The following is a 26377-nucleotide window of genomic DNA, read 5'->3' on the forward strand; positions in this document are numbered from 1 at the left end:
ATAGATATAAAAATTTTCAATCGAGTTGATAGTCAATATATATTGGGAAAAGGGGAAAAGGAGTGGTAAGATGGTTTCAATCCAAATGGAAGGAGAAAGGTATGGCAAGTAAAAGAGATCTAGTCTTTAGAGCGATTCGAGGTGATGAAGTGGAAAGAGTTCCTGTGGGATTTTGGTTTCATTTTGTAACACTCGAAGAAAAGGGGCAGGGATTAAATAATCCACGTATCTTTCAAAAGAGTGTTGACGGGCATCGCAACTATGTGGAAAGGATTCGCCCTGATTTTGTCAAAATTATGAGCGACGGTTTTTTCCTTTATCCAAGTAATGTCTATAGTCCTAAGGTTACAAGCATTCAGGAGCTGTCTTCTATTGAGTCAATTGTTGAGGAACACCCATGGATTCAGCAACAGGTGGAAGTGGTACAAGCGATTCGAGAGACATTTACCGAAGAGATTGCTTCTTTCTACAATCTCTTTGCAAATAAAACTGCTCTGGAAAATATTCTAGAAGGTCTAATCGTCGCTCGTAAAGTTCCCAAGGAAGAAGCGCTCAAACGTGCAGAATCTGCCTTAGAAAAAGTTGGTTTACTGGCCTACAAAGACTACTACCCTTCTCAGCTATCTGGAGGGCAACAACAACGAATAGGAATTGCGCGTGCTATTGCCGTCAAGCCCGAGGTCATTTTGCTAGATGAACCAACATCTGCACTAGACCCTGAGTTGGTTGGAGATGTTTTGGATGTTCTGAAACAGTTGGCGGGAGAAGGTGTGACCATGGTGGTCGTCACGCATGAGATGGGATTTGCTAGAGATGTCGCTAACCACGTTATTTTCATGGATGGAGGCCGTATCGTAGAGGAGAACAATCCCCACGACTTCTTTAGTCGTCCGCAGGAAGAACGAACTAAGCAGTTCCTGGCGCGTATCTTATCAGACGCTAGCTATAGTGTAGAATACATGATTTGATAGATAAGTGTATCATAAAAACAACACCCCATGACTAGAAGATTCTTCTGACCATGGGGTGTTTTCTCTATAGGAGGGCTAGGTTGTACTCTTCGAAAATCTCTTCAAACCAAGTCAGCTTCGCCTTATCTACAAGCTCAAAGCTGTGCTTTGAGCAGCCTGTGACTAGCTTCCTAGTTTACTCTTTGATTTTCATTGAGTGTTATTTCTTTTTCTTGTTTTTTATCAACCATCCAAGTCCGAGAAGGGCAAGGATACTGAATCCAGCAAGGGCAAGGAGGGATTTGCTCTCAGTTCCTGTGTTTGGAAGGAGGTTCTGAGAGTGAGTCTCTGCAGCAGTTTCTTGAGTTTCAGGATTGGCTGCTAGGTTTTGAGCTTGACCTTGTTCTGGTTCAACGTCCAGGCTAGAAAGATCAAATTCGGGCTTTTCTTCCACAGCTGGGGCGACAATGGCACCACCTTGAGACAAGCGGAGAACAACGGCAGTGAGAGCGTTCAATTTTAAGCCTTTTTCAGTCCATTCGAGACCTTGAGGTTTAGCGATTCCTACTGGTCCGGCTTGGTTTTCATCAGCGAGGACTTCGGCTTTTCTCAAGTGAGCAAAGGCAGTCCCCAAGTTGAATTCGCGAGCCTTATCATCTGCATTGACAAAGACTGCGTAGATATCACCGTTTGGAGCAGTGATTTGGTAGCCGATCACCACATCTTCTTTTTCAACACCATTTTGTCCTGGAACAGTAATGAGGTGGACGCGCTCTTTGATGTCTTCCAGACTCTTGAGTCGGAAGGCATCAGTCGATTGACGAAGGGTGATCAAACCTTTCATGTAGTTACGGCTCTTGACATTTTCAGGGAAGGCTTTACCATCTGTTGCCTTGGTCCAATCGAACTTGTTGACAGCATCACTAGAGTCATAAGAGTCATGGATAAAGTAAGGATAGACAAATGGCTTGCCGTCCTTGTCGCGCAACAAGTGAGACTTGTTTGGAACCTTATCTTCAGGAACAGGAGTCTTATAGGCTGGATCAAGGAATTGTTTGGTACGTCCGTATTCTTGACCAGAGTGGATAAACGGAGTCCCTTGAGCAGTCAAGACCATGAGGTTTCCAAGTCGCAAACGGCGATGGATTTCAGCATAGTTCTCAGCCTTGCTCGGGTCTTTTTTGATAGACTGGGCAATGATGTCAAAGAGGGTCAAGTTATCATGGGCTGCGATATACTGGATAACATCTCCAGGGTTGTCTGCTTCAAAGTTGGTTGGTTGGGCAATGAGATTTTTAAAGATGGTATTGATATCGCGTTTGCCACCTGTGATAAAGGCAGGTTGACCTTCGTTTGGATAGCCAGACTTGAGGTTGTTACGGATGTCGTCTGAAAAGACAGCGACAGTATCTGTTTTCTTCATCCAATCTTGGTCAGCAGGTTGTACAGGCGTATTTTCATCACCAGTATAGGTTCTCCAGCCTTCACCTAGCATGATAAGATTTGGATTGAGGGCGCGTGCAGCTTTGTACGCTTCTTCGATAGAAGCCGCATCGTGGTCACCCATCATATCAAAGCGGAAACCATCTACTTTGTAAGTTTCAACCAGATACTTGATAGAGTCTACCAAGACACGTTTAGACATGTAGTGGGTAGTTCCCAAACGACCGCCACCAAAGCTAGTACGTGGAGTTCCGTCTGCGTCCATAAAGTGATAGTAGTTTGGCTCAATATCCTCAAAAATATCAACGTTGGCAGTATGGTTGTAGACCACATCCAAGATAGCCCCCATGCCACGTTTGTGGATTTCGTTGATGAGGTTTTTGAATTCTGCGATACGTTTTTCTGGATCCTTAGGATCGCTTGAGTACATACCAGTCAAGGAGAAGTAGTTTTGAGGGTCATATCCCCAGTTGTAGTTGCTGTTGCTTGAAGCGTAGGCAGACAAACGTTCATGGTTTTTCAATTCATTGACAAAGTAGTAAGACAAGACTGGAAGGAGCTGGATGTGGGTCACACCCAAGTCTTTGAGATAGTCCAGTTTTTCGATAAAGGCTTCAAAGGTACCAAATGGCTTGGTCAAGTCTTTTGCGATGGCAGGATCTGAGGTGAAGTCACGAACATGGGCTTCATAGATGACAGCATCTTCGCGCGATTTGAAATTACGAATCTTTCCATAGGTCAAGTCTTGCGGACCTAACTTCGCTGGATCGACAAAGGCAGCTTTAGCGACCTTATGAGCGGCATCTGTTTTTGCTAGGTCACTGTTCCAAGCCGCTAATGATTTGGCATAAGGGTCAAGAACGAGGACAGTTTTACCTTGGCGCTCGATTTGGTAGTGGTAGTAATAGCCAGTGTAGTTGCTGATACCGAGACCAGAGTTTGCATCCAGAGTTTGTTTCCAGGTTCCTTTTTCTCCTTTTTCAAGGGCGACAGTTCCGACTATCTTTTCAGGGTCTTTCTTGTCATATACGACAACGGAAACCTTATCAGCACTTGGAGACCAGAGGGTGAGGTCAACACGCTTGCCATCTTCTTTTAGAGTTGCGCCGAGTGGACCATCGTAACTGTAGGATTCATCCTTGAGGCGCCAGCTTGAACGTGTGGTAAAGCGGTCTGAATTGTAGCTGACAGTGTAAGGGTGTTGAGTGTCAGAGAAGTCGCCGATATAGGTCACTTTTTTACCTGCCTCATCCACTTCCACGTCTGTGATAGCTACTTTATTCCCTTGGTAATCAGTGATGCTGGAGTGTTTGAGGATATCGTTTTTCTTAGCTCCAACGAGGGTAGAAAAACTGCTTTCGATACGAGATTTAGCCACGTGTTGGGCACCAGTCATACGGATATCGTGAACGTAGTAGGGGTTGGTGTAGATGGTTTCGTCATCATCCTTGAGGAAAATCTGACTGTGATTTTTTAGATCAGTGAATTTATAATCCTCTTTTCTGATTTTCACATCATCGCCTTTCTTGCTTTCGTCTAGTAATAAAAATCCAAATTCTCTTGCAGCTTCATTGAGTGGGATATCAATGTAACGGCCATATTTTCCAGTTGCGGTAAAGTCAGTACCGTCAGGCCATTCTCCACTGCTTGGGTTTTTGACATCACCCCAATACCAAAGAGATTTTTTGTCATAGTTGCCATCGGTGCGGTAGTAGTTGACACGAATAGTTCCTGCTGGCTGAGGACGGTAGTTGTGTACCTTGTAGTTTTCATCTAGCCAAGCCTCATTCATTTTTGGAGAGAGGCGCTCTACAGAACGGTCCCCTGTCAGGTTATCCCCCTTGGTATTGTTGATAAGGAAGCTGACTTTCTTGGCATGCTCATTTTTGAGTTTGACATCTAGGTAATAGCCGTAGTCATCTTGCTTGGCATCCTTGAAGGACTTGGCTCCATTGGGCCAGTTTTCAGACGGCTTTTCAACATCGTCCCAAGTCCAAAGACCTTGAGAATCTTTGTTTTCTTCAGGGAGTTTTTTTACATGGATACGGAAGTGATTATCTGCGATGGGTTCTTCAGAAGATGTGTCAGCTTGTGGTTTTTGATCTGAAGTTGGCGTTGAAGTGCTGGCATCTACTTTCTCTTCCTTGCTGTTAGCCTGGCTTGTGCTAGCATCTTCTGTTTTAGGTGTTTCTGGCGCTGTAGTAGTTTCCACAGCTGGAGCTTCTTTTTTAGAATCAAGGGAAGCGTTTGCATTCTTTTGTTCAGAAATAGGCGTTTCCGTTTGAGTTTGACTCGTTTCAGTCTCAGTAGGAGCCTTAGCCACAGCGCTAGTATTTTCCTGAGTTTGAGGAAGGTTTTCGTTGGCTGAAATAGTTGGCATTGTAGCAGAAAGCAAGACAATGCTAGCACCAATAAGGACAGAACCAGTTCCGTTCTTCAAGGAACGGATACCATAAATCATTTTTTTCTCAGTTTGAGATGGGATCTTTTTCATCACAATTCTCCTTGTGTAGTTGTTCCCTAACAGTATAGCACGAGGTAAACATTAGTGCAAGCGTTTTCCTAATTTTTAAGAGAAAATATAATGCTTCATTTTCTTGAAATTTTAAAATAATATATAGGAAAAGATTGTTTAAAAAATAGTAAAAAAACCTTGAAAAATCTAGCTAAATAAGGTATAATATGAGTAATCATTTGTCGTAGGTTTTGTCTGAAATATTGTCCAGACAAGGCTCACAGCAGTTAAATCTTCTGAAAAAGTCAGATTTAGCTGCTCTTTTTGTGCTTTTTTTCAGGTTTTTGAGTGTTTGTAACAAAGATTTAAAGATTCTGAAAATTCATCAAAGGGACACGGTGATAGGGGTTTTAAAAACCATATGACGATTAGAAAAGCCTGATTGACAAGGCTTGGAATTTATTTACAAAGGAGAATCATCTTGGCAGGACATGACGTTCAATACGGGAAACATCGTACCCGTCGTAGTTTTTCAAGAATCAAAGAAGTTCTTGACTTACCAAATTTGATTGAAATTCAAACGGATTCATTCAAAGATTTCCTAGATCACGGTCTTAAGGAAGTATTTGAAGATGTATTGCCAATTTCAAACTTCACAGACACAATGGAGTTGGAATTTGTTGGCTATGAAATCAAGGAACCAAAATACACGCTCGAAGAAGCACGTATCCACGATGCTAGCTACTCAGCACCAATTTTTGTAACCTTCCGCTTGATTAATAAAGAAACAGGCGAAATCAAGACCCAAGAAGTCTTCTTTGGTGATTTCCCAATCATGACCGAAATGGGTACTTTCATCATCAATGGTGGTGAACGTATTATCGTTTCTCAGTTGGTCCGCTCACCAGGTGTTTACTTTAATGACAAAGTAGACAAGAACGGTAAAGTAGGTTACGGTTCTACTGTTATCCCTAACCGTGGAGCTTGGTTGGAACTTGAAAGCGACTCAAAAGACATCGCTTATACTCGTATCGACCGCACTCGTAAGATTCCATTTACGACCTTGGTTCGTGCGCTTGGTTTCTCAGGTGATGATGAAATCTTTGATATCTTTGGTGATAGCGAATTGGTTCGCAACACCGTTGAAAAAGATATCCACAAGAATCCAATGGACTCTCGTACAGACGAAGCCTTGAAAGAAATCTACGAACGCCTTCGTCCAGGTGAGCCTAAGACTGCTGAAAGCTCACGTAGCTTGCTTGTGGCGCGTTTCTTCGACCCACGCCGCTATGACTTGGCAGCAGTTGGTCGTTACAAGATTAATAAAAAACTCAACGTTAAAACACGCTTGCTCAACCAAACCATCGCTGAGCCATTGGTAGATCCTGAAACTGGTGAAATCTTGGTAGAAGCTAACACAGTTATGACTCGTAGCGTGATCGAGAGTATCGAGCACCACTTGGATGGCGACTTGAACAAGATCGTTTATATTCCGAACGATGCAGCTGTTCTGACAGAACCAGTTGTCCTTCAAAAATTCAAGGTTGTTGCCCCAACGGATCCAGACCGTGTTGTAACCATCATCGGAAATGCCAATCCAGACGACAAGGTTCGTGTTGTAACTCCTGCGGATATCCTTGCAGAGATGAGCTATTTCCTCAACTTGGCGGAAGGTATCGGCCGTGTGGATGATATCGACCACCTTGGAAACCGTCGTATCCGTGCAGTTGGTGAATTGCTTGCCAACCAAGTACGTCTTGGGCTTTCTCGTATGGAACGTAATGTTCGTGAACGTATGTCTGTTCAGGACAATGAAGTTTTAACACCACAACAAATTATCAACATCCGCCCTGTGACAGCTGCGATCAAAGAATTCTTTGGTTCCTCACAATTGTCCCAGTTCATGGACCAACACAACCCACTTTCTGAGTTGTCTCACAAACGTCGTTTGTCAGCCTTAGGGCCTGGTGGTTTGACTCGTGACCGTGCTGGATATGAAGTACGTGACGTGCATTACACTCACTATGGTCGTATGTGTCCAATTGAAACACCTGAAGGACCTAACATCGGTTTGATCAATAACTTGTCATCATACGGACACTTGAACAAGTATGGATTTGTTCAAACACCATACCGTAAGGTTAACCGTGAAACTGGTGTAGTCACAAACGAAATCGTTTGGTTGACAGCCGATGAAGAAGATGAATTTACTGTAGCGCAGGCTAATTCAAAATTGAACGAAGATGGTACTTTTGCTGAGAAAGTCGTCATGGGACGTCACCAAGGGGTCAACCAAGAGTATCCAGCAGAAGTGGTTGACTACATGGACGTGTCACCAAAACAGGTAGTTGCCGTTGCGACTGCATGTATTCCATTCTTGGAAAACGATGACTCCAACCGTGCCCTCATGGGTGCCAACATGCAACGTCAGGCTGTGCCTTTGATTGATCCAAAAGCACCTTACGTTGGTACTGGTATGGAATACCAAGCAGCCCATGATTCTGGAGCGGCTGTTATTGCCCAGTATGATGGTAAAGTTACATACGCAGATGCTGACAAGGTAGAAGTACGCCGTGAAGATGGTTCATTGGACGTTTACCACATCCAAAAATTCCGTCGTTCAAACTCAGGTACTGCCTACAACCAACGCACTCTCGTTAAAGTTGGGGATGTCGTTGAAAAAGGCGACTTTATCGCTGACGGACCTTCTATGGAAAATGGAGAAATGGCGCTTGGACAAAACCCAATCGTCGCCTACATGACTTGGGAAGGTTACAACTTCGAGGATGCCGTTATCATGAGCGAACGCTTGGTCAAAGACGATGTCTATACATCTGTCCACCTTGAAGAATACGAATCAGAAACGCGCGATACAAAGCTTGGGCCTGAAGAAATTACTCGTGAGATTCCAAACGTTGGTGAAGATGCCCTTAAAAACCTTGACGAAATGGGGATTATCCGTATTGGTGCCGAGGTTAAAGAAGGGGATATTCTTGTAGGTAAAGTAACGCCTAAAGGTGAAAAAGACCTCTCAGCTGAAGAACGTCTCTTGCACGCTATCTTCGGAGACAAGTCTCGTGAAGTGCGTGATACTTCTCTTCGTGTACCACACGGTGCCGATGGTGTCGTTCGTGATGTTAAGATCTTTACACGTGCAAATGGAGATGAGTTGCAATCAGGCGTTAACATGCTGGTTCGCGTCTACATCGCTCAAAAACGGAAGATCAAGGTCGGAGATAAGATGGCCGGGCGTCACGGAAACAAAGGGGTTGTCTCTCGTATCGTTCCTGTAGAAGACATGCCTTACCTTCCAGACGGAACTCCAGTCGACATCATGTTGAACCCACTTGGGGTGCCATCACGTATGAATATCGGTCAGGTTATGGAACTCCACCTTGGTATGGCAGCACGTACTCTTGGTATCCACATCGCAACACCAGTCTTTGACGGAGCAAGTTCTGAAGACCTTTGGTCAACCGTTAAAGAAGCAGGTATGGACAGCGATGCTAAAACAATCCTTTACGATGGCCGTACTGGTGAGCCATTTGATAACCGTGTATCAGTTGGTGTCATGTACATGATCAAACTCCACCACATGGTTGATGATAAATTGCACGCGCGTTCAGTCGGACCTTACTCAACCGTTACTCAACAGCCACTTGGAGGTAAAGCTCAGTTTGGTGGACAACGTTTCGGTGAGATGGAGGTTTGGGCTCTTGAGGCTTATGGTGCGTCAAATGTTCTTCAAGAAATCTTGACTTACAAATCTGACGATATCAACGGACGTTTGAGAGCTTATGAAGCTATTACAAAAGGAAAACCAATTCCAAAACCAGGTGTTCCAGAATCCTTCCGAGTTCTTGTGAAAGAATTGCAATCTCTTGGTCTTGACATGCGTGTCCTTGACGAAGATGATCAAGAGGTGGAACTTCGTGACTTGGATGAAGGAATGGACGAAGATGTCATCCACGTAGATGACCTTGAAAAAGCCCGCGAAAAAGCAGCCCAAGAGGCTAAAGCAGCCTTTGAAGCTGAAGAGGCTGAGAAAGCAACAAAAGCGGAAGCAACAGAAGAAACTGCTGAACAAGAATAAGCAGTTCACTTAGAATAGAAAGGGAAGAAATAGTGGTTGATGTAAATCGTTTTAAAAGTATGCAAATCACCCTAGCTTCTCCAAGCAAAGTCCGTTCATGGTCTTATGGAGAAGTCAAAAAACCTGAAACAATCAATTACCGTACCTTGAAACCAGAACGTGAAGGACTCTTTGACGAAGTCATCTTCGGTCCTACTAAAGACTGGGAATGTGCTTGTGGTAAGTACAAACGCATTCGTTACAGAGGGATTGTTTGTGACCGTTGTGGGGTTGAAGTAACGCGTACAAAAGTTCGTCGTGAGCGTATGGGGCACATCGAGTTGAAAGCTCCTGTATCTCACATCTGGTATTTCAAGGGGATTCCAAGCCGTATGGGCTTGACCCTTGATATGAGCCCTCGTGCCCTCGAGGAAGTTATCTACTTTGCGGCTTATGTGGTGATTGATCCTAAGGATACACCACTTGAGCACAAGTCTATCATGACAGAGCGCGAATACCGTGAGCGCTTGCGTGAGTATGGCTATGGATCATTCGTTGCCAAGATGGGTGCCGAAGCCATCCAAGACCTGTTGAAACAAGTAGATCTTGAAAAAGAAATTGCTGAACTCAAAGAAGAGTTGAAAACAGCTACTGGACAAAAACGTGTCAAAGCTATCCGTCGTTTGGATGTTTTGGATGCCTTTTACAAGTCTGGGAACAAACCTGAATGGATGGTTCTCAACATCCTTCCAGTTATTCCACCAGATCTCCGTCCAATGTTGCAGTTGGATGGTGGCCGTTTTGCCTCATCTGACTTGAATGACCTTTACCGTCGTGTGATTAACCGTAACAACCGTTTGGCTCGTTTGCTTGAGTTGAATGCACCAGGTATCATCGTTCAAAATGAGAAGCGTATGCTTCAAGAAGCGGTTGACGCTTTGATTGATAATGGCCGTCGTGGTCGTCCAATCACAGGACCAGGTAGCCGTCCATTGAAATCATTGAGCCACATGCTTAAAGGTAAACAAGGACGCTTCCGTCAAAACTTGCTCGGTAAACGTGTTGACTTCTCAGGACGTTCCGTTATCGCCGTTGGTCCAACTCTTAAGATGTACCAATGTGGTGTGCCACGTGAAATGGCGATTGAGCTCTTTAAACCATTTGTTATGCGTGAAATCGTTGCGCGTGATATCGTACAAAACGTCAAAGCAGCTAAACGCTTGGTAGAACGCGGAGATGAACGTATCTGGGACATCCTTGAAGAAGTAATCAAAGAACACCCAGTGCTTTTGAACCGCGCACCGACCCTTCACCGTTTGGGTATCCAAGCTTTCGAGCCAGTCTTGATTGATGGTAAGGCCCTTCGCTTGCACCCGCTTGTCTGTGAAGCCTACAATGCCGACTTTGACGGGGACCAAATGGCCATCCACGTACCGCTTTCAGAAGAAGCTCAAGCAGAAGCTCGTATCTTGATGTTGGCTGCTGAGCATATCTTGAATCCGAAAGATGGTAAACCAGTTGTTACTCCATCTCAGGATATGGTTTTGGGTAACTACTACTTGACCATGGAAGAAGCTGGTCGTGAAGGTGAAGGAATGGTCTTCAAAGACCGTGATGAAGCGGTTATGGCTTACCGCAATGGCTATGTTCACCTCCACTCACGTGTAGGTATCGCGACTGATAGCCTCAACAAACCCTGGACAGAAGAGCAAAAACACAAGGTCTTGCTTACAACAGTTGGTAAAATCCTCTTCAACGACATCATGCCAGAAGGTTTGCCTTACTTGCAAGAACCAAATAATGCTAACTTGACAGAAGGGCTTCCAGCTAAATACTTCTTGCCACTAGGTGGCGATATCAAGGAAGCCATTCGCAACCTTGAACTCAATCCTCCATTCAAGAAGAAAAACCTTGGAAATATCATCGCTGAGATTTTCAAACGTTTCCGTACAACAGAAACCTCTGCATTCTTGGACCGATTGAAAGACTTAGGTTACCATCATTCAACACTTGCTGGATTGACAGTGGGGATTGCTGATATCCCAGTGGTTGAAGACAAGGCTGAAATCATTGAAGAATCTCATAAGCGTGTAGAACAAATCACAAAACAGTTCCGTCGTGGTTTGATCACTGATGATGAACGTTACAATGCTGTTACAGCTGAATGGCGTGCAGCTCGTGAGAAATTGGAAAAACGCTTGGTCGATAACCAAGATCCGAAGAACCCAATCGTTATGATGATGGACTCAGGAGCTCGTGGTAACATCTCGAACTTCTCACAACTTGCCGGTATGCGTGGTCTGATGGCTGCTCCGAACGGGCGTATCATGGAATTGCCAATCCTTTCAAACTTCCGTGAAGGTTTGTCAGTACTCGAAATGTTCTTCTCAACTCACGGTGCCCGTAAAGGTATGACCGATACGGCCCTTAAGACAGCCGACTCAGGTTACTTGACTCGTCGTTTGGTTGACGTCGCCCAAGACGTTATCATCCGTGAGGACGACTGTGGAACAGACCGTGGTCTCTTGATCCGCTCTATCGCGGAAGGAAAAGAGATGATCGAGTCTCTCGAAGAACGTCTCAATGGTCGTTACACTAAGAAAACTGTTAAACACCCAGAAACTGGCGAAGTTATCATTGGTCCAAATGAGTTAATCACAGAAGACAAGGCGCGCGAGATTGTCAATGCTGGTGTGGAAGAAGTGACTATCCGTTCCGTATTTACATGTAACACTCGTCATGGTGTTTGCCGTCACTGTTACGGTATCAACTTGGCGACTGGTGATGCGGTTGAAGTTGGTGAAGCAGTTGGTACAATCGCTGCCCAATCTATCGGGGAACCTGGTACACAGCTTACAATGCGTACCTTCCACACGGGTGGGGTTGCCTCAAATACCGATATCACTCAAGGTCTTCCTCGTGTCCAAGAAATCTTTGAAGCCCGCAATCCAAAAGGGGAAGCGGTTATTACAGAGGTCAAAGGACAAGTTACAGCTATCGAAGAAGATGCTTCAACTCGTACTAAGAAAGTCTTTGTTAAGGGTGAAACTGGCGAAGGTGAATATATCGTTCCGTTTACAGCACGTATGCGTGTTGAAGTTGGAGACCAAGTTTCTCGTGGTGCAGCATTGACAGAGGGTTCTATCCAACCAAAACATCTCCTTGCTGTTCGTGATGTCTTGTCAGTTGAAACTTACCTTCTCGGTGAAGTCCAAAAAGTTTACCGTAGCCAAGGGGTAGAAATCGGTGACAAACACATCGAGGTTATGGTTCGTCAAATGATCCGTAAAGTCCGTGTCATGGATCCAGGTGATACAGATCTTCTCATGGGTACTCTTTTAGACATTAACGATTTTACAGATGCGAACAAAGAAGTCCTTATCGCAGGTGGAGTTCCAGCGACTGGTCGCCCAGTCCTTATGGGAATCACCAAAGCCTCACTTGAAACAAACAGTTTCTTGTCAGCGGCTTCCTTCCAGGAAACAACTCGTGTCCTTACAGATGCAGCCATCCGTGGTAAGAAAGACCATCTCCTTGGACTTAAGGAAAATGTTATCATCGGTAAGATCATCCCAGCAGGTACTGGTATGGCTCGCTACCGTAACCTTGAACCACAGGCAATCAATGACGCAGAATATCTGGCTCCTGAACAAGAAGATACAGAACTTGCTCCAGTAGATGAAACTGTGGAAATCCAATCTGAAGAAACTGTAGAATAAAAGCAAATAAGAGAACCTTCGGGTTCTCTTTGCTTTGTTTCAGAAAATTTTCCCACTTTTCCATAAAGTGTGGTAGAATAGAAGAACTAAAATGACAAGGGGATTTATATGGAACAAACATTCTTTATCATTAAGCCAGATGGTGTGAAGAGAGGTCTAGTTGGCGAGGTTTTGAAAAGAATTGAGCGACGTGGTTTCAAACTCGAAAAATTAGAATTACGTTCAGCAGTTTCAGAAGATTTGATTGACCAACACTATCGTGACTTGGTTGAAAAAAGTTTTTATCCTCCTATCCGCCAATTTATGACCTCGGGTCCAATAATTGTTGGAATCATTTCAGGACCCAAGGTAATTGAAAGCTGGCGTGACATGATGGGGGCCACTCGTCCAGAAGAGGCTCTTCCGGGGACCATCCGGGGAGATTTTGCTAAGGCAGCAGGAGAAAATCAAGCCATTCAAAACGTGGTACATGGATCAGATTCAGAAGAGTCAGCTAAACGAGAAATCGCCCTCTGGTTTAAGGATTAGATTAGAAGAGAGCAGTTCTGTGAATGACAGAACTGTTTTTTGTACCGTTCAGCGTCCTAATGTGACATTTTGGAAGTCATTTATCATTTTCTAACCCTGCCAGAGTATAATTTCTTATACGGAGGAAAAAGAAATGATGAAATCAATTCGTGTTTTATTATTATTAGCTGTCGCTCAAATTTTATTTGGAAGTTGTTTATTGTGGAAGGAATCACTTTTATCCTTAAGAGAAGGAAATGTCTATTTTTTAATTCTCATAGTGGGAGTTTCTGGTTTTTGTGCTGGGATTAATTACTTCCATACCTTGGGTCAGAAAAGTCATAGTATTTTGCGTGTTCAAAAGAAAGTAAGTCTTGTTTATAGCCTTCTTTTAGTAGTCAATCTTCTGGCAACCTGTCTGGTTCTCACAGAAAGCATCCAAACTACTAGCAAATTGCAGCAGGATCTGGTTGACCTCTTTCTGCCGTCATTCTTTTTTTTATTGGGTATTGATATGTGGATTTTTCTGCCTTTTGATAAATATATTCGGGATATGGACAACCATCTTAACAAGAAGAGAACGGTTGTGATTTCCGTTTTAGGCACGATTATTTTCTTGAGGAATCCCATAACAATCTCCTCCATTCTCCTTTATATCGGTCTTGGTTTTTTATGTGCGCGTTTCCTCTTTCCAAAATCCGTGCAAAGGGAAATTTCATTTTACGGACATGTGATTCGCGATGTTTTATTTGTTATTTGTATTTTTACCTTTTTCTAAGAAAGGCAAGGAGAACTGTAAATTTAGCATAGTAAGTCTATAAAGAAAATTCACACAAAAGGAAACTTTTTGGTATAATAGTAACATGTACACAAAAAATGAAGAAGAGCTTCTAGCTCTCGGAGAAAGATTAGGTCATTTGCTTCAAAAAGACGATGTTCTGATCTTGACGGGAGAGTTGGGTGCGGGTAAAACAACCTTTACAAAAGGCCTTGCCAAGGGCTTGGATATCCGTCAGATGATTAAAAGTCCAACTTATACTATCGTGAGAGAGTATGAAGGGCGTCTGCCACTTTACCATTTGGATGTCTACCGTATCGAAGGAGACGCTGATTCTATTGACTTGGATGAGTTTCTCTTTGGTGGTGGTGTGACTGTTATTGAGTGGGGGCATCTTTTGGGTGAAGATTTGCCAGATTCTTACTTGGAATTGAAAATCTTGAAAGAAGCTGAGGGTCGTTGCCTTCATTTTACAGCTCATGGCCCTCGGGCTGAACAACTCATCAAGGAGCTTCAGGATGGAGTATGAGTTGTGCATTCGTGAGGCAGAGACTTCAGATGCTATAGCTTTGATTGCATTTTTAGATTATGTCGGTCAAGAGACAGACTTCACTAGCCTAGATAAAAATGGTATTATGATGACAGCTTCTGAAATGGCTCTTTTTATTGAAAAGCAAGCTGCATCAGAGAATCAAATTACTCTCCTCGCCTTACTGAATGATGAGATTGCAGGAGTCTTAAATATCACAGCGGATCAACATTTAAGGGTTCGACATATTGGTGATGTTTTTTTAGCGGTTCGAAAGAAATTCTGGAACCAAGGATTGGCTACAATACTTCTAGAAGAAGGCATCGAGTGGGCTAAAGCCAGTGGCGTCTTGCGTCGCTTGCAACTCAGTGTACAAAAACGAAATGAGGTTGCTATCCACCTCTATTCAAAAATGGGATTTATCACAGAAGGCTTACAAGAAAGAGGAGCCTATTTAGCAGAAGGGATATTTTTAGATGTTTGTCTGATGGGCAAATTGATAGATGAATAACAAGATGATCAAAAAATTAATTGGAATGGTGCTAGGTTTCCTGGCAGTAACAGTTGTAGGTGTAGGAATTTATGCCTACACAATCTATCAGCAGGGGACTGCAACCCTGAGTCAAAAAACTTACAAAAAAATCGGGGAAGAAACCAACGTTATCGAAGCGACGGAGCCACTGACTATCCTCTTGATGGGGGTAGATACGGGAAATGTGGAACGTACAGACCCGTGGGCGGGAAATAGTGATTCCATGATTCTCCTGACTGTTAATCCAAAAACAAAGAAAACCACTATGATGAGTTTGGAACGGGATATTTTGACCAAGATTGAGAGTGGAAATGGCCAAGTTCAGGAAGCCAAACTCAATGCGGCCTATGCCAATGGCGGTGCGGAGCTTGCAATTTCTACTATTCAAAAGATGATGAATATCCACATTGACCGCTATGTAATGGTCAACATGCAAGGCCTTCAACAATTGGTGGATGCAGTTGGTGGAATCACCGTCAACAATACACTTGGTTTTCCAATTTCCATCACTGACCAAGAAGAGTTTAATAAGATTTCCATTGGTGTTGGGGAACAAAACTTGAATGGTGAGGAAGCCTTGGTGTATTCACGGATGCGTTACCAAGATCCTGAAGGAGACTATGGACGTCAAAAACGTCAACGTGAAGTCATTCAAAAAATCGTTGAGAAGGTTTTGAGTCTGAACAGTGTGAGTCATTATCAAGGGATTTTAAAAGCTTTGAGTGACAACATGCAGACCAATGTGGATTTATCAGCTAAGAGCATTCCACAATTGCTCGGCTATCAAGATTCTTTCAAGAATATCGAAACGCATCAATTGCGTGGGGAAGATGCTGAGCTACAGGGAATTTCTTATCAGATTGTCACTTCAGAACATATGCTCGAAATGCAAAATCTCTTGCGTAGTTCACTAGGTAAAGAGCCAGTGACAGAATTGGAAACCAATGCGGTACTGTACGAAACAGCCTTTGGCCGGACAGCGCCTTCAACCAGTACTAGTATTTCAAACGAAGAGGTAGAATAAAACAAAGAATCAAATCGTGGGAAATTTCCTGCGATTTTTTCAAAAAAAAATTCGAATAGATAAGTAGGAGGAAACATGAAAGCAGAAATTATTGCTGTTGGAACAGAAATTTTAACAGGGCAGATCGTCAATACCAATGCTCAGTTTTTATCAGAGAAGCTAGCAGAAATCGGGGTAGATGTCTATTTCCAAACAGCTGTCGGAGACAATGAAGCTCGTCTTTTGTCCTTGCTTGAGATTGCGAGTCAACGTAGTAATCTTGTGATTTTGACAGGGGGCTTGGGACCAACTGAGGATGATTTGACCAAACAAACTCTGGCAAAATTTTTGGGAAAAGATCTAGTGTTTGACACTCAAGCACAAGAGAAACTGGATATTTTCTTTGCTCATAGACCTGACTATGCTCGGACACCGAATAATGAGCGCCAAGCCCAAATTGTAGAAGGAGCGACTCCACTGCCAAATGAGACAGGTTTAGCAGTAGGAGGGGTTTCGGAAGTGGATGACGTAACCTACGTGGTCCTTCCAGGACCACCAAGTGAGTTGAAACCCATGGTCTTAAACCAACTCTTACCCAAGCTGATGACAGGCACCAAACTATATTCCCGAGTGCTCCGTTTCTTTGGAATTGGGGAGAGTCAGTTGGTGACCATTTTGGCGGATTTAATTGACCATCAAACCGATCCGACTTTGGCGCCGTATGCCAAGACGGGAGAAGTGACCTTGCGCCTGTCTACAAAAGCAGTTAGTCAAGAAAAGGCTGATCAAGCACTGGATATCTTAGAAAATCAAATCTTGGATCGCCAGACTTTTGAGGGAATTTCTCTACGAGACATCTGTTATGGATATGGGGAAGAAACCAGCCTCGCGAGTGTCGTTGTAGAAGAGCTAAAGAAGAGACAGAAAAGCATTACTGCGGCAGAAAGCTTGACGGCAGGCCTCTTTCAGGCTACTTTAGCAGACTTTTCAGGTGTTTCAGCTATCTTTAATGGCGGTTTTGTCACTTACAGTTTAGAAGAAAAGTCTAAGATGCTGGATATTTCCGAGCAAGAGCTGAAAGAACACGGGGTCGTTTCTGAGTTTACGGCTCGAAAAATGGCAGAGCAGGCACGGCTCAAGACTCAGTCTGATTATGGAGTTAGTTTGACGGGTGTGGCAGGGCCAGATAGCCTAGAGGGGCATCCAGCTGGGACAGTTTTTATTGGACTGGCACATGCAAAAGGGACAGAGGTGATCAAGGCTAATATCGCAGGACGGAGTCGAGTAGATGTACGTCACATCGCGGTTATGCATGCCTTTAACCTAGTTCGCAAGGCTTTATTAAGTGACTAAATTTTGATATAATAGTAGATAGGTCTAAGAACCAGTAGAATATAGGAGAACAGAATGGCGAAAAAACCAAAAAAATTAGATGAGATTTCAAAAAAGTTTGGAGCGGATCGTGAAAAAGCCTTGAACGATGCTCTTAAATTGATTGAGAAAGACTTTGGTAAAGGCTCAATCATGCGTTTAGGCGAGCGCGCGGAGCAAAAAGTGCAAGTCATGAGTTCAGGGTCCTTGGCTCTTGACATTGCTCTTGGTTCAGGTGGTTATCCTAAGGGACGTATCATCGAAATCTATGGACCAGAATCATCTGGTAAGACAACGGTTGCCCTTCATGCTGTCGCGCAAGCACAGAAAGAAGGTGGCATTGCAGCCTTTATTGATGCGGAACATGCTCTTGATCCAGCCTATGCTGCAGCCCTTGGTGTGAACATTGACGAATTGCTCTTGTCACAACCAGACTCAGGAGAGCAAGGTCTTGAAATTGCTGGAAAATTGATTGACTCAGGTGCGGTTGATCTTGTCGTTATCGACTCAGTTGCAGCCCTTGTACCTCGTGCGGAAATTGATGGGGATATTGGAGACAATCACGTTGGTTTGCAAGCTCGTATGATGAGCCAGGCCATGCGTAAACTCGGAGCTTCAATCAATAAAACCAAAACAATTGCCATCTTTATCAACCAATTGCGTGAAAAAGTTGGGGTCATGTTTGGAAATCCAGAAACAACACCTGGTGGACGTGCTTTGAAATTCTACGCTTCAGTCCGTTTGGATGTTCGTGGAAGCACGCAAATCAAGGGAACGGGTGACCAGAAAGATACCAATGTCGGTAAGGAAACCAAGATCAAGGTCGTGAAAAACAAGGTGGCTCCACCATTTAAGGAAGCCTTTGTTGAAATCATGTATGGAGAAGGGATTTCTAAGACTGGTGAGCTCTTGAAGATCGCAAGTGATCTCGATATTATCCAAAAAGCGGGAGCATGGTACTCTTACAAGGGTGAAAAAATCGGACAAGGATCTGAAAATGCTAAGAAATATTTGGCAGATCACCCAGAGATTTTTGATGAGATTGACCATCAGGTTCGTGTTCAATACGGTTTGATTGAAGATGAAGAAGAAACCACTTCTACTTCTGCCGCTGAAGATTTGGCACCTAACCAAGAAGTGACGCTTGACCTAGGCGATGGACTTGAAATCGAAATTGAAGAATAACATAAAAAGTAGCAGATAGGAACTGCTACTTTTTATGTTTATTTCAGATGAAACAACTAATGATCACTAAAGCGCCTGTATTTGATGTGAAAGTCAAAATAATGTTCATCTTGTAATTTTTGGAAGATGTCGCGATAGGCTTCCTCGTCGAAATGGTCACCGCGGTAGAGAATTTCAAAACTCAATCCATCATACTCTAGAAAAGCGTTAGCTGTTTTGAAGCCATTTTGTTGATAGAAGCTCATACGAGCTTTTCTTTGTTCCAAGTTATCGCATTCTTCATCCAATCGCTCCACTTCAAGCAACATGGTCCGCTGATAAAAATCAGTTAGTTTGTCGATAATTTCCTTCCCATACCCGTGACTTCTTAAGTGAGGCATGATGGCAAAAAAGCTAATATAGAAAGCCTTTTGGTTGGAGATGGCAAAAGCAAAGCCAACAAATTCTTCTTCGTTATAAAAAGCAAAAAAGTGGGCGTCATCTCGGTCCTGATAGCGCAAAAACTCAGAAAGAGGGACCCGTTCTTCCTCGGGGAAAGCTTCGTTATTTAGCTTTTCAACTTTATCAAGATCTGGAAACACATCGGTTATTAATTGACTGGTCAAACTCATAAATGACCTCCTTTCCTTGATTATAGCAAATTGTCTCTCTGTAAGCAATTGATTTCAGGATTCGTTAAAGAATCTTGTCGGTCCTCTGGAAAGCTGATATAATATCTTTATGAATAAAAAACGAACAGTGGATCTGATTCATGGCTCCATTCTCCCCTCACTTTTAAGTTTTGCCCTTCCAATTCTGTTGTCCAATATCTTCCAACAACTGTATAATACAGCTGACGTCTTGATTGTAGGGCGGTTTCTTGGGCAAGAATCCCTAGCAGCAGTAGGAGCAACGACGGCTATTTTTGATCTGATTATCGGCTTTGCCCTCGGAGTTGGAAATGGGATGGGAGTTGTCATCGCTCGCCTCTACGGTGCTCGTAATTTTGCTAAGATTAAAGAAGCTGTTGCGGCAACTTGGCTTCTGGGTGCCATCCTGAGTGCTCTTGTCATGCTGATGGGCTTCTTCGGTCTTTATCCACTCTTGCAGTACCTAGAAACACCTGTAGAAATCCTTCCTCAATCCTACGAGTACATCTCCATGATTGTTACCTGTGTAGGGGTTAGTTTTGCTTACAATCTTTTTGCAGGCTTACTGCGCTCGATTGGTGATAGCCTTGCGGCTCTTGCTTTTCTTATCTTTTCAGCTATTGTTAATGTGATCTTGGATTTATATTTTATTACGCAACTGCATCTGGGAGTTCAGTCTGCGGGTCTTGCAACCATTATCTCGCAGGGTTTGTCAGCAATCCTCTGTTATTTTTATATTCGTAAGAGTGTTCCAGAACTTCTTCCGGGTCTCAAACATTTCAAATGGAATAAGGCTCTCTATGTGGATCTCTTGGAGCAGGGACTAGCCATGGGTCTGATAGGGTCAATCGTCTCTATCGGAAGTGTCATTTTGCAATCCTCTGTCAATAGTTTTGGTGCAGTCATTATCAGTGCTCAAACGGCAGCACGGCGAATCATGGCCTTTGCCTTATTACCAATGACGGCTATTTCAGCATCGATGACGACTTTTATCTCTCAAAACTTTGGTGCAAAACGTCCCGAACGTATTGTCCAAGGCCTTCGTTTAGGGAGCTATTTGAGTATGTCTTGGGCAGCCTTTGCCTGTATTTTCCTATTTTTTGCCAGTCCTAGCCTAGTTCCTTTCCTAGCAAGTTCGACAGACAGCTACTTGGTAGAAAACGGGACCTTGTACTTACGTATCAGTTCTGTATTTTATCCATTTTTAAGTCTTTTATTGATTTATAGAAATAGCTTGCAGGGACTAGGCCAAAAACTTTTGCCACTTATATCTAGCTTTATCGAATTGTTTGGGAAAATTATTTTCGTAGCTTGGATTATTCCTTGGACAGGCTACACAGGTGTCATTCTCTGTGAACCGCTACTCTGGGTTGTGATGACTCTCCAACTTTACTTCTCCCTTTCCCGACACCCTTGGATAAAAGAAGGCAAGAAAATCGTGGCAGTCGGAGGGAAATCCTAGCTTGCTTTGCAAAAGAAAATCCATTTCCTCTAGTGAAAATCAGCTAGACTTGTGTTATAATAAGAAAGATTAAAATGTGAAAAAAGGAGATTCCTAATGGGACGTAAATGGGCCAATATCGTAGCTAAGAAAACGGCTAAAGATGGAGCTAACTCTAAAGTATATGCAAAATTTGGTGTAGAAATCTATGTAGCAGCTAAAAAAGGGGAACCAGATCCAGAATCAAATACTGCTTTGAAATTCGTTATCGATCGTGCTAAACAAGCGCAGGTGCCAAAACACGTTATTGATAAGGCTATCGATAAGGCAAAAGGAAATACAGACGAAACCTTTACAGAAGGACGTTACGAAGGATTTGGACCAAATGGTTCTATGCTGATTGTGGATACCTTGACTTCAAACGTCAACCGTACAGCTGCGAACGTCCGTGCTGCTTTTGGTAAAAATGGCGGTAACATGGGAGCTTCAGGTTCTGTTTCTTACCTCTTTGACAACAAGGGTGTTATCGTATTTGCTGGTGATGATGCGGATGCTATCTTTGAGCTTTTGCTTGAAGCAGACATTGATGTGGATGATGTAGAAGCAGAAGAAGGAACAATCACTGTTTACACAGCTCCAACTGACCTTCACAAGGCTATCGTTGCTTTGCGTGAGTCAGGTGTCGAAGAATTCCAAGTTACTGAACTGGAAATGATTCCTCAGTCAGAAGTTGAGTTGTCAGGTGAAGATTTGGAAACCTTTGAAAAACTTTACAGCGTTCTTGAGGATGATGAGGACGTCCAAAAGATCTACACAAATGTCGATGGATTCTAATAAAAAAGCGAACAGACTTGCTAGCTGTTCGCTTTTTATATTTGAGATTAGATTCTGGTTCCAGAATCTCTTTGCTGCTGGCTTTCTTCTAGGCCTACAGCTATTTTATGAACTAGTAAGAGCTGTCCATTGTCCTGTTTTGCAAAAGTTAAGGTAACAGTCTTGATATTGTCACCAATAGAGATATAGGTGATTTTTCTCGTATCGTATCCCCCAATAGTGGAATCAAACTCGGAGTCTGGCAGTCCGTGTTTTTTGATAATATCCTTGTAATTGGTACCACCTTTTCCTTTGTTATCAAGGTCACCTTCGATTAAAGCGTCGAACTGTTCTTGGGTCCAAGTGAAGGTATCGTCTTCTTCCTCCTCTTCAGGGAGTGAATCAATGGTATCATCTGTCAAGTCGCGTTCCATTGAGGAGCTAGCTTCTCTATAGGAACGGTTAAACTCTCTGACAAATTCTTTGTAGACATTAGCATACAACATCTGGGTCGTAAGGAAGAGTATAATAGAAGCAATTGACAAGGATGTTCCGATAATGGCCATTGTTTTCCGTTTTTTGAGATTGGCAATAAGTCCGATAATACCTAAGATCAACGCGACAATAGCGATGAAAAACGATAGATAGTTAATAAACGGGATCCAAGATCCTAAAAGTGCGATGGCTCCAAAAATGGTTGCTAAAATCCCTAAAACTTTTTGTTCTTCTGGTTTCATTTGAACGTTTTCTCCCTTCATCAAGTGAATGGATTCCTATCCACGGTAGCTAGTGCTTATTATAGAGAAAATATTCTCCAATGTCAATTCAGACTAAAATAGTTCTCTAGGAAACTTTTTTCTTGACATCTCTTCTGAAAGTGATAAAATAGTTCTCATGGAAATGTAATTAGTTCTCCAGAGAACTATATTTAATCGTGAGAAAGGAGCAATCATGGACAAGCCGATGTTGATGTTTAAACGTTTTGGATACCAGGCTCATCTGATGATACAGAAAGAAGCCAAGCGATGTGGCCTTGAATTTATGGGTGGACCGCAGGGGCAGGTTCTGCGTTTTTTAGATTGCCAAGAACAGTCTGAAAATCTGGTCTTAATTAAGGATATCGAGCAGGAACTCAATATTACTAAATCTGTTGCGAGTAATCTAGTCAAGCGCATGGTACAAAATGGTTTGGTTGAACTAGAGGCCAGCCCCAGCGATAAGCGGGCAAAGTTTGTTCGCTTGACGGATAAATCGCGTTCGCAGATGCAAGAAGTTAAGGCCTTTTTTGATCGGATCAATCAGAGTCTGCTAGAGGGTGTTTCAAAGTCAGACTTGGCAATCTTTGAAAAGGTCCTCGGTCAGTTGCAAGAAAATGTTGAGAAGATAGGAGGAGAGAATGAAGAAACTCGCTAAACGTATTACAGGAAAAGAGTGGGGGATGATTGTCCTTGCGATTCTTTTCACTTGTTTCTCGGTCTATCTCGAGTTAGAGGTACCGACTTATATTTCGCAAATTACAGAGTTACTTGGAACGTCAGGGACACAGATGGATGCACTCTGGTCACCAGCTGCGAAGATGATTGGTTTGTCTTTATTGGCTTTCTTTTCATCTGTTATGGTTGGTTTCTTTGCCGCTCGCGTTGCAGCATCCTATACAACCCATCTACGTAGAGATGTATTTCATCGTGTTTTAGATTTTTCGCAGACAGAGATCAAACGTTTTTCAATCCCAAGTCTCTTGACTCGGACGACCAATGATATTACCCAGGTACAGATGCTCTTTACCATGGGCTTGCAAGTGGTTACTCGTGGGCCAATCATGGCAATCTGGGCTATTGGAAAAATCCTTGGTAAGTCCGAATACTGGCTCTGGGCAGTCGTTGTGGCTGTTATTGTCAACGTCTTGATGACCACTGTTCTCATGACTCTGGCCTTTCCAAAACAATCGGTTATCCAAAAATTGACAGATAAACTCAATAGCATCACTCGTGAAAGTTTGACTGGGATTCGAGTTGTTCGTGCATACAATGCGGAAGATTACCAAGATGAAAAATTTGAAGCAGCCAACGATGAGGTAACACGTCTCAATCTCTTTGTCAATCGCTTGATGGCCATTATGAATCCCATTATGATGGCGATTTCTAGTGGCTTGAGTCTAGCCATTTACTGGATTGGTGCCTATATCATCAACGATGCAAGTTTGACAGAACGTTTGCCACTCTTTAGTGATATGGTGGTCTTCATGTCCTATGCTATGCAGGTCGTGATGGGATTCCTTCTCATGGGAGCACTCTTTATCGTTCTTCCTCGTACCTTGGTTTCGGCAGGACGTATCAATCAAGTATTGGATCTGCATTCTTCTATTGAAAATCCTAGTCATGCACAGACAGCGGATCCTTCAGTTCAAGGACAAGTGGAATTCCGTGATGTGACTTTCCGCTACTCTAAAAACTCAGAAGCAGTCGTGGAACATGTCACTTTCAAAGCAGAAGCGGGTCAAACCGTGGCCTTCATCGGATCGACTGGATCAGGTAAGTCTACGCTTGTCAACCTCTTGCCACGTTTTTACGACGTTTCAGATGGAGAAATCCTAGTGGACGAAGTTAATGTTCAAGACTATGACTTGGAAGATTTGCGCAACAAGGTTGGTTATATTCCTCAAAAAGCTGTGCTCTTTTCTGGAGATGTCAAGGAGAACTTAGATTTTGGTAAGAGCAAAGAAACTCCTCTAAGCGAAGCTACTATGTGGCAAGCCCTTGAATTGGCCCAGTCTAAAAGCTTCATAGAGGATAAGGAAGCAGGACTTGCATCAGAAGTAGCCCAAGGTGGAACCAACTTCTCAGGAGGTCAAAGACAGCGTTTGGCCATTGCGCGTGCCTTGGCTCGTAAACCAGAGATTCTCATTTTTGATGACTCCTTCTCAGCCTTGGACTACAAGACGGATCGTATCTTACGCCAAGAGCTAGCTGAGAAAACACAATCCATGACCAAGCTCATCGTAGCGCAGCGGATTTCTACCATTATGGATGCTGACCTGATCTTAGTCTTGGATCAAGGAAAAGTCGTGGGACAAGGCGCCCATAAGGAACTTCTAGCTACCAACGAAGTCTACCAAGAAATTGCCTACTCACAACTATCGAAGGAGGAATTGGAACATGGAAAATAAGAAAATGTCTTTTTGGAAATATTATAAACCTTTTCTAGCAGGTCTCCAAATTCCCCTACTAGTAGCGGTTGTAGCAGCTGTATGTTCAAGCATCATCACTGTTTATGGACCAACCAAGATTAAGGAAATTACCAACTTGATTTCAGATGGTTTGATGACGGGAATTGACCTAGAGGCTGTTTCAAGTATTGCTAGCTTTTTAGTGATTCTCTATGTACTTGGTGCTATTCTTAACTATACACAGGCCTATATCTTTTCAACAAGTATCCAACATTTTTCAAAACGCTTGCGGACAGCAATCGCTGAAAAGATCAATCGTTTGCCCCTTGGCTATTTTGATCGTCATTCGCAAGGAGACACTCTATCTCGTGTGACCAATGATGTGGATACGGCGGCGCAATCTCTCAACCAAAGTCTAGGGACAGTTCTTTCAGCTAGTTTCTTGTTGATTGCTGTCTTGGTGACCATGTTTAGCATGAACTGGATTTTGGCATTGGTAACCGTTGTATCAACCCTTGTTGGTTTTGCGGCGGTTTCCGTAATCATGGCCAAGTCACAGGGTTATTTTAAAGCCCAACAAAATAATCTGGCGGCCGTCAATGGTTACGTAGAAGAAATGTACTCTGGCCATAATGTAGTGACTAGCTACAACGCAGTGGATTCAACCAAGGCGAGATTCGGAGGTTTGAATCAGAGCTTGCACGACAGTATCTGGAAATCTCAATTTATTTCTGGTATCATGATGCCAGCTATGATCTTTGTTGGAAATTTTAGCTATGTTTTGGTCATCATCGTTGGTGCAGCGCTTGCTCTAGAAGGACATATCACTATAGGGGTTATTGTAGCCTTTATGGTCTATGTTCGGACCTTCTCCCAACCTCTGTCACAGATTGCTCAAGGGATTACAAACTTACAACAAGCGAGTGCAGCCATGGGACGTGTCTTTGAATTTCTAGGTGAAGCTGAGATGCAGGATGAATCCCATAAAGAAAGACAATTGAGCAACATGAAAGGGGAAGTGGTCTTTGATCACGTGTCCTTTGGCTATACACCAGAACGCACCATCATCCATGACTTTTCTGCGACAGCTCATGCAGGTCAGAAGGTCGCTATCGTTGGACCGACTGGGGCTGGTAAGACAACCATTGTCAATCTTTTGATGAAGTTCTATGAGATTGATGAGGGAAGCATCCGTATTGATGGTGTTGATACCAAGGACATGAAGCGCTCGGAAGTACACGATGCCTTTTCTATGGTCTTGCAAGACACTTGGCTCTTTGAAGGAACCATTCGAGATAATCTTATCTACAATCAAACAGGCATCTGCGATGAACGAATGATTGAAGCAGCAAAAGCAGTAGGAATCCACCACTTTATCATGACTTTGCCAGATGGCTACGATACGGTTTTGGATGACACAGTGAGCTTGTCTGTTGGACAGAAACAGCTCTTGACTATCGCTCGTGCTTTATTGAAAGATGCACCGCTCTTGATTTTGGATGAAGCGACATCCTCAGTTGACACACGTACAGAGGAATTGATTCAGAAAGCCATGGACCGTTTGATGGAAGGCAGAACTTCCTTTGTCATTGCCCATCGCTTGTCAACTATTCGTAATGCTGATTTGATTCTTGTCATGAAAGATGGCAATATCATCGAACAAGGCAATCATGAGGAGCTGATGGCGCAAGGTGGCTTCTATGCCGACTTGTACAATAGCCAATTTACAGAAGACGAAGCAGAAGAATAAATCTAAAGAAGGCTTGACGGCCTTCTTTTTCTGC

General features: G+C 43.2%; 18 protein-coding genes. 15 read left to right on the plus strand and 3 right to left on the minus strand.

Annotation, left to right across the window (positions count from 1 at the left end):
• Window positions 1-101 precede the first annotated feature (101 nt).
• Window positions 102-968, plus strand: coding sequence for an ATP-binding cassette domain-containing protein (locus PG086_RS01460; protein WP_270747447.1), 867 nt, complete (start codon window positions 102-104; stop codon window positions 966-968).
• A 202-nt stretch (window positions 969-1170) separates the two neighbouring features.
• On the opposite strand, the gene PG086_RS01465 is transcribed toward PG086_RS01460, so the two are convergent.
• Entirely contained in the window at window positions 1171-4887 is a 3717-nt protein-coding gene (locus tag PG086_RS01465) for a pullulanase (protein WP_270747448.1), read from the minus strand.
• A 442-nt stretch (window positions 4888-5329) separates the two neighbouring features.
• On the opposite strand from PG086_RS01465, the gene rpoB reads away from it, so the two are divergent.
• The 9 genes from rpoB (at window position 5330) to recA (ending at window position 18544) form a co-directional block, all read left to right on the plus strand.
• Entirely contained in the window at window positions 5330-8941 is a 3612-nt protein-coding gene (gene rpoB / locus PG086_RS01470; protein WP_270747450.1) for a DNA-directed RNA polymerase subunit beta, read from the plus strand.
• A gap of 32 nt (window positions 8942-8973) precedes the next feature.
• A complete protein-coding gene (rpoC, locus tag PG086_RS01475) occupies window positions 8974-12639 on the plus strand; it encodes a DNA-directed RNA polymerase subunit beta' (RefSeq protein ID WP_270747452.1) in 3666 nt (1221 codons plus the stop codon).
• A 108-nt stretch (window positions 12640-12747) separates the two neighbouring features.
• On the plus strand, window positions 12748-13167 hold the full coding sequence (ndk, locus tag PG086_RS01480) for a nucleoside-diphosphate kinase (protein ID WP_270747454.1): 420 nt from the start codon (window positions 12748-12750) through the stop codon (window positions 13165-13167).
• A gap of 133 nt (window positions 13168-13300) precedes the next feature.
• Window positions 13301-13924 (plus strand): hypothetical protein, encoded by a 624-nt coding sequence (locus tag PG086_RS01485; RefSeq protein ID WP_270747455.1) that lies wholly within the window; start codon window positions 13301-13303, stop codon window positions 13922-13924.
• 85 nt (window positions 13925-14009) lie between these two features.
• Window positions 14010-14453 (plus strand): tRNA (adenosine(37)-N6)-threonylcarbamoyltransferase complex ATPase subunit type 1 TsaE, encoded by a 444-nt coding sequence (gene tsaE / locus PG086_RS01490; protein WP_270747456.1) that lies wholly within the window; start codon window positions 14010-14012, stop codon window positions 14451-14453.
• Complete coding sequence (locus PG086_RS01495; RefSeq protein WP_270747458.1) at window positions 14443-14964, plus strand: GNAT family N-acetyltransferase; 522 nt, start codon at window positions 14443-14445, stop codon at window positions 14962-14964. The genes tsaE and PG086_RS01495 overlap by 11 nt, the downstream gene beginning before the upstream one ends.
• 4 nt (window positions 14965-14968) lie before the next feature.
• The gene (gene brpA / locus PG086_RS01500; protein ID WP_270747460.1) at window positions 14969-16009 is read left to right on the plus strand and encodes a biofilm formation/cell division transcriptional regulator BrpA; all 1041 of its coding nucleotides are present in this window, start codon (window positions 14969-14971) and stop codon (window positions 16007-16009) included.
• 75 nt (window positions 16010-16084) lie between these two features.
• A complete protein-coding gene (locus PG086_RS01505) occupies window positions 16085-17341 on the plus strand; it encodes a competence/damage-inducible protein A (RefSeq protein ID WP_270747461.1) in 1257 nt (418 codons plus the stop codon).
• A 54-nt stretch (window positions 17342-17395) separates the two neighbouring features.
• Complete coding sequence (gene recA / locus PG086_RS01510) at window positions 17396-18544, plus strand: recombinase RecA (RefSeq protein ID WP_270747463.1); 1149 nt, start codon at window positions 17396-17398, stop codon at window positions 18542-18544.
• Between the two features lie 56 nt (window positions 18545-18600).
• Here recA and PG086_RS01515 read toward each other — a convergent pair whose 3' ends face one another.
• Window positions 18601-19155, minus strand: a complete 555-nt coding sequence (locus PG086_RS01515; RefSeq protein WP_000060287.1) for a GNAT family N-acetyltransferase — start codon at window positions 19153-19155, stop codon at window positions 18601-18603.
• A 109-nt stretch (window positions 19156-19264) separates the two neighbouring features.
• Between PG086_RS01515 and PG086_RS01520 the strand changes: the two genes are divergently transcribed.
• Together PG086_RS01520 and PG086_RS01525 are read left to right on the plus strand one after the other, a co-directional pair.
• Window positions 19265-20635, plus strand: coding sequence for an MATE family efflux transporter (locus PG086_RS01520; RefSeq protein WP_270747466.1), 1371 nt, complete (start codon window positions 19265-19267; stop codon window positions 20633-20635).
• Between the two features lie 96 nt (window positions 20636-20731).
• Entirely contained in the window at window positions 20732-21448 is a 717-nt protein-coding gene (locus tag PG086_RS01525) for a YebC/PmpR family DNA-binding transcriptional regulator (RefSeq protein ID WP_033585772.1), read from the plus strand.
• 47 nt (window positions 21449-21495) lie between these two features.
• Here the strand turns inward: PG086_RS01525 and PG086_RS01530 are convergent, their stop codons facing one another.
• Entirely contained in the window at window positions 21496-22185 is a 690-nt protein-coding gene (locus PG086_RS01530; RefSeq protein WP_270747468.1) for a CD20-like domain-containing protein, read from the minus strand.
• Window positions 22186-22378: 193 nt separating this feature from the next.
• On the opposite strand from PG086_RS01530, the gene PG086_RS01535 reads away from it, so the two are divergent.
• The 3 genes from PG086_RS01535 to PG086_RS01545 are packed head-to-tail and all read left to right on the plus strand — an operon-like array spanning window position 22379 to window position 26343.
• Complete coding sequence (locus tag PG086_RS01535; RefSeq protein ID WP_000360527.1) at window positions 22379-22840, plus strand: MarR family winged helix-turn-helix transcriptional regulator; 462 nt, start codon at window positions 22379-22381, stop codon at window positions 22838-22840.
• Window positions 22824-24593: an ABC transporter ATP-binding protein gene (locus PG086_RS01540; protein ID WP_270747470.1), complete on the plus strand. Its 1770-nt coding sequence runs from the start codon at window positions 22824-22826 to the stop codon at window positions 24591-24593. The genes PG086_RS01535 and PG086_RS01540 overlap by 17 nt, the downstream gene beginning before the upstream one ends.
• Window positions 24583-26343, plus strand: coding sequence for an ABC transporter ATP-binding protein (locus tag PG086_RS01545; RefSeq protein ID WP_270747472.1), 1761 nt, complete (start codon window positions 24583-24585; stop codon window positions 26341-26343). The genes PG086_RS01540 and PG086_RS01545 overlap by 11 nt, the downstream gene beginning before the upstream one ends.
• The last annotated feature ends 34 nt before the right edge of the window (window positions 26344-26377 follow it).

The sequence above is a fragment of the Streptococcus halitosis genome (assembly GCF_027691175.1).
Taxonomy (GTDB): Bacteria; Bacillota; Bacilli; order Lactobacillales; family Streptococcaceae; genus Streptococcus; species Streptococcus halitosis_A.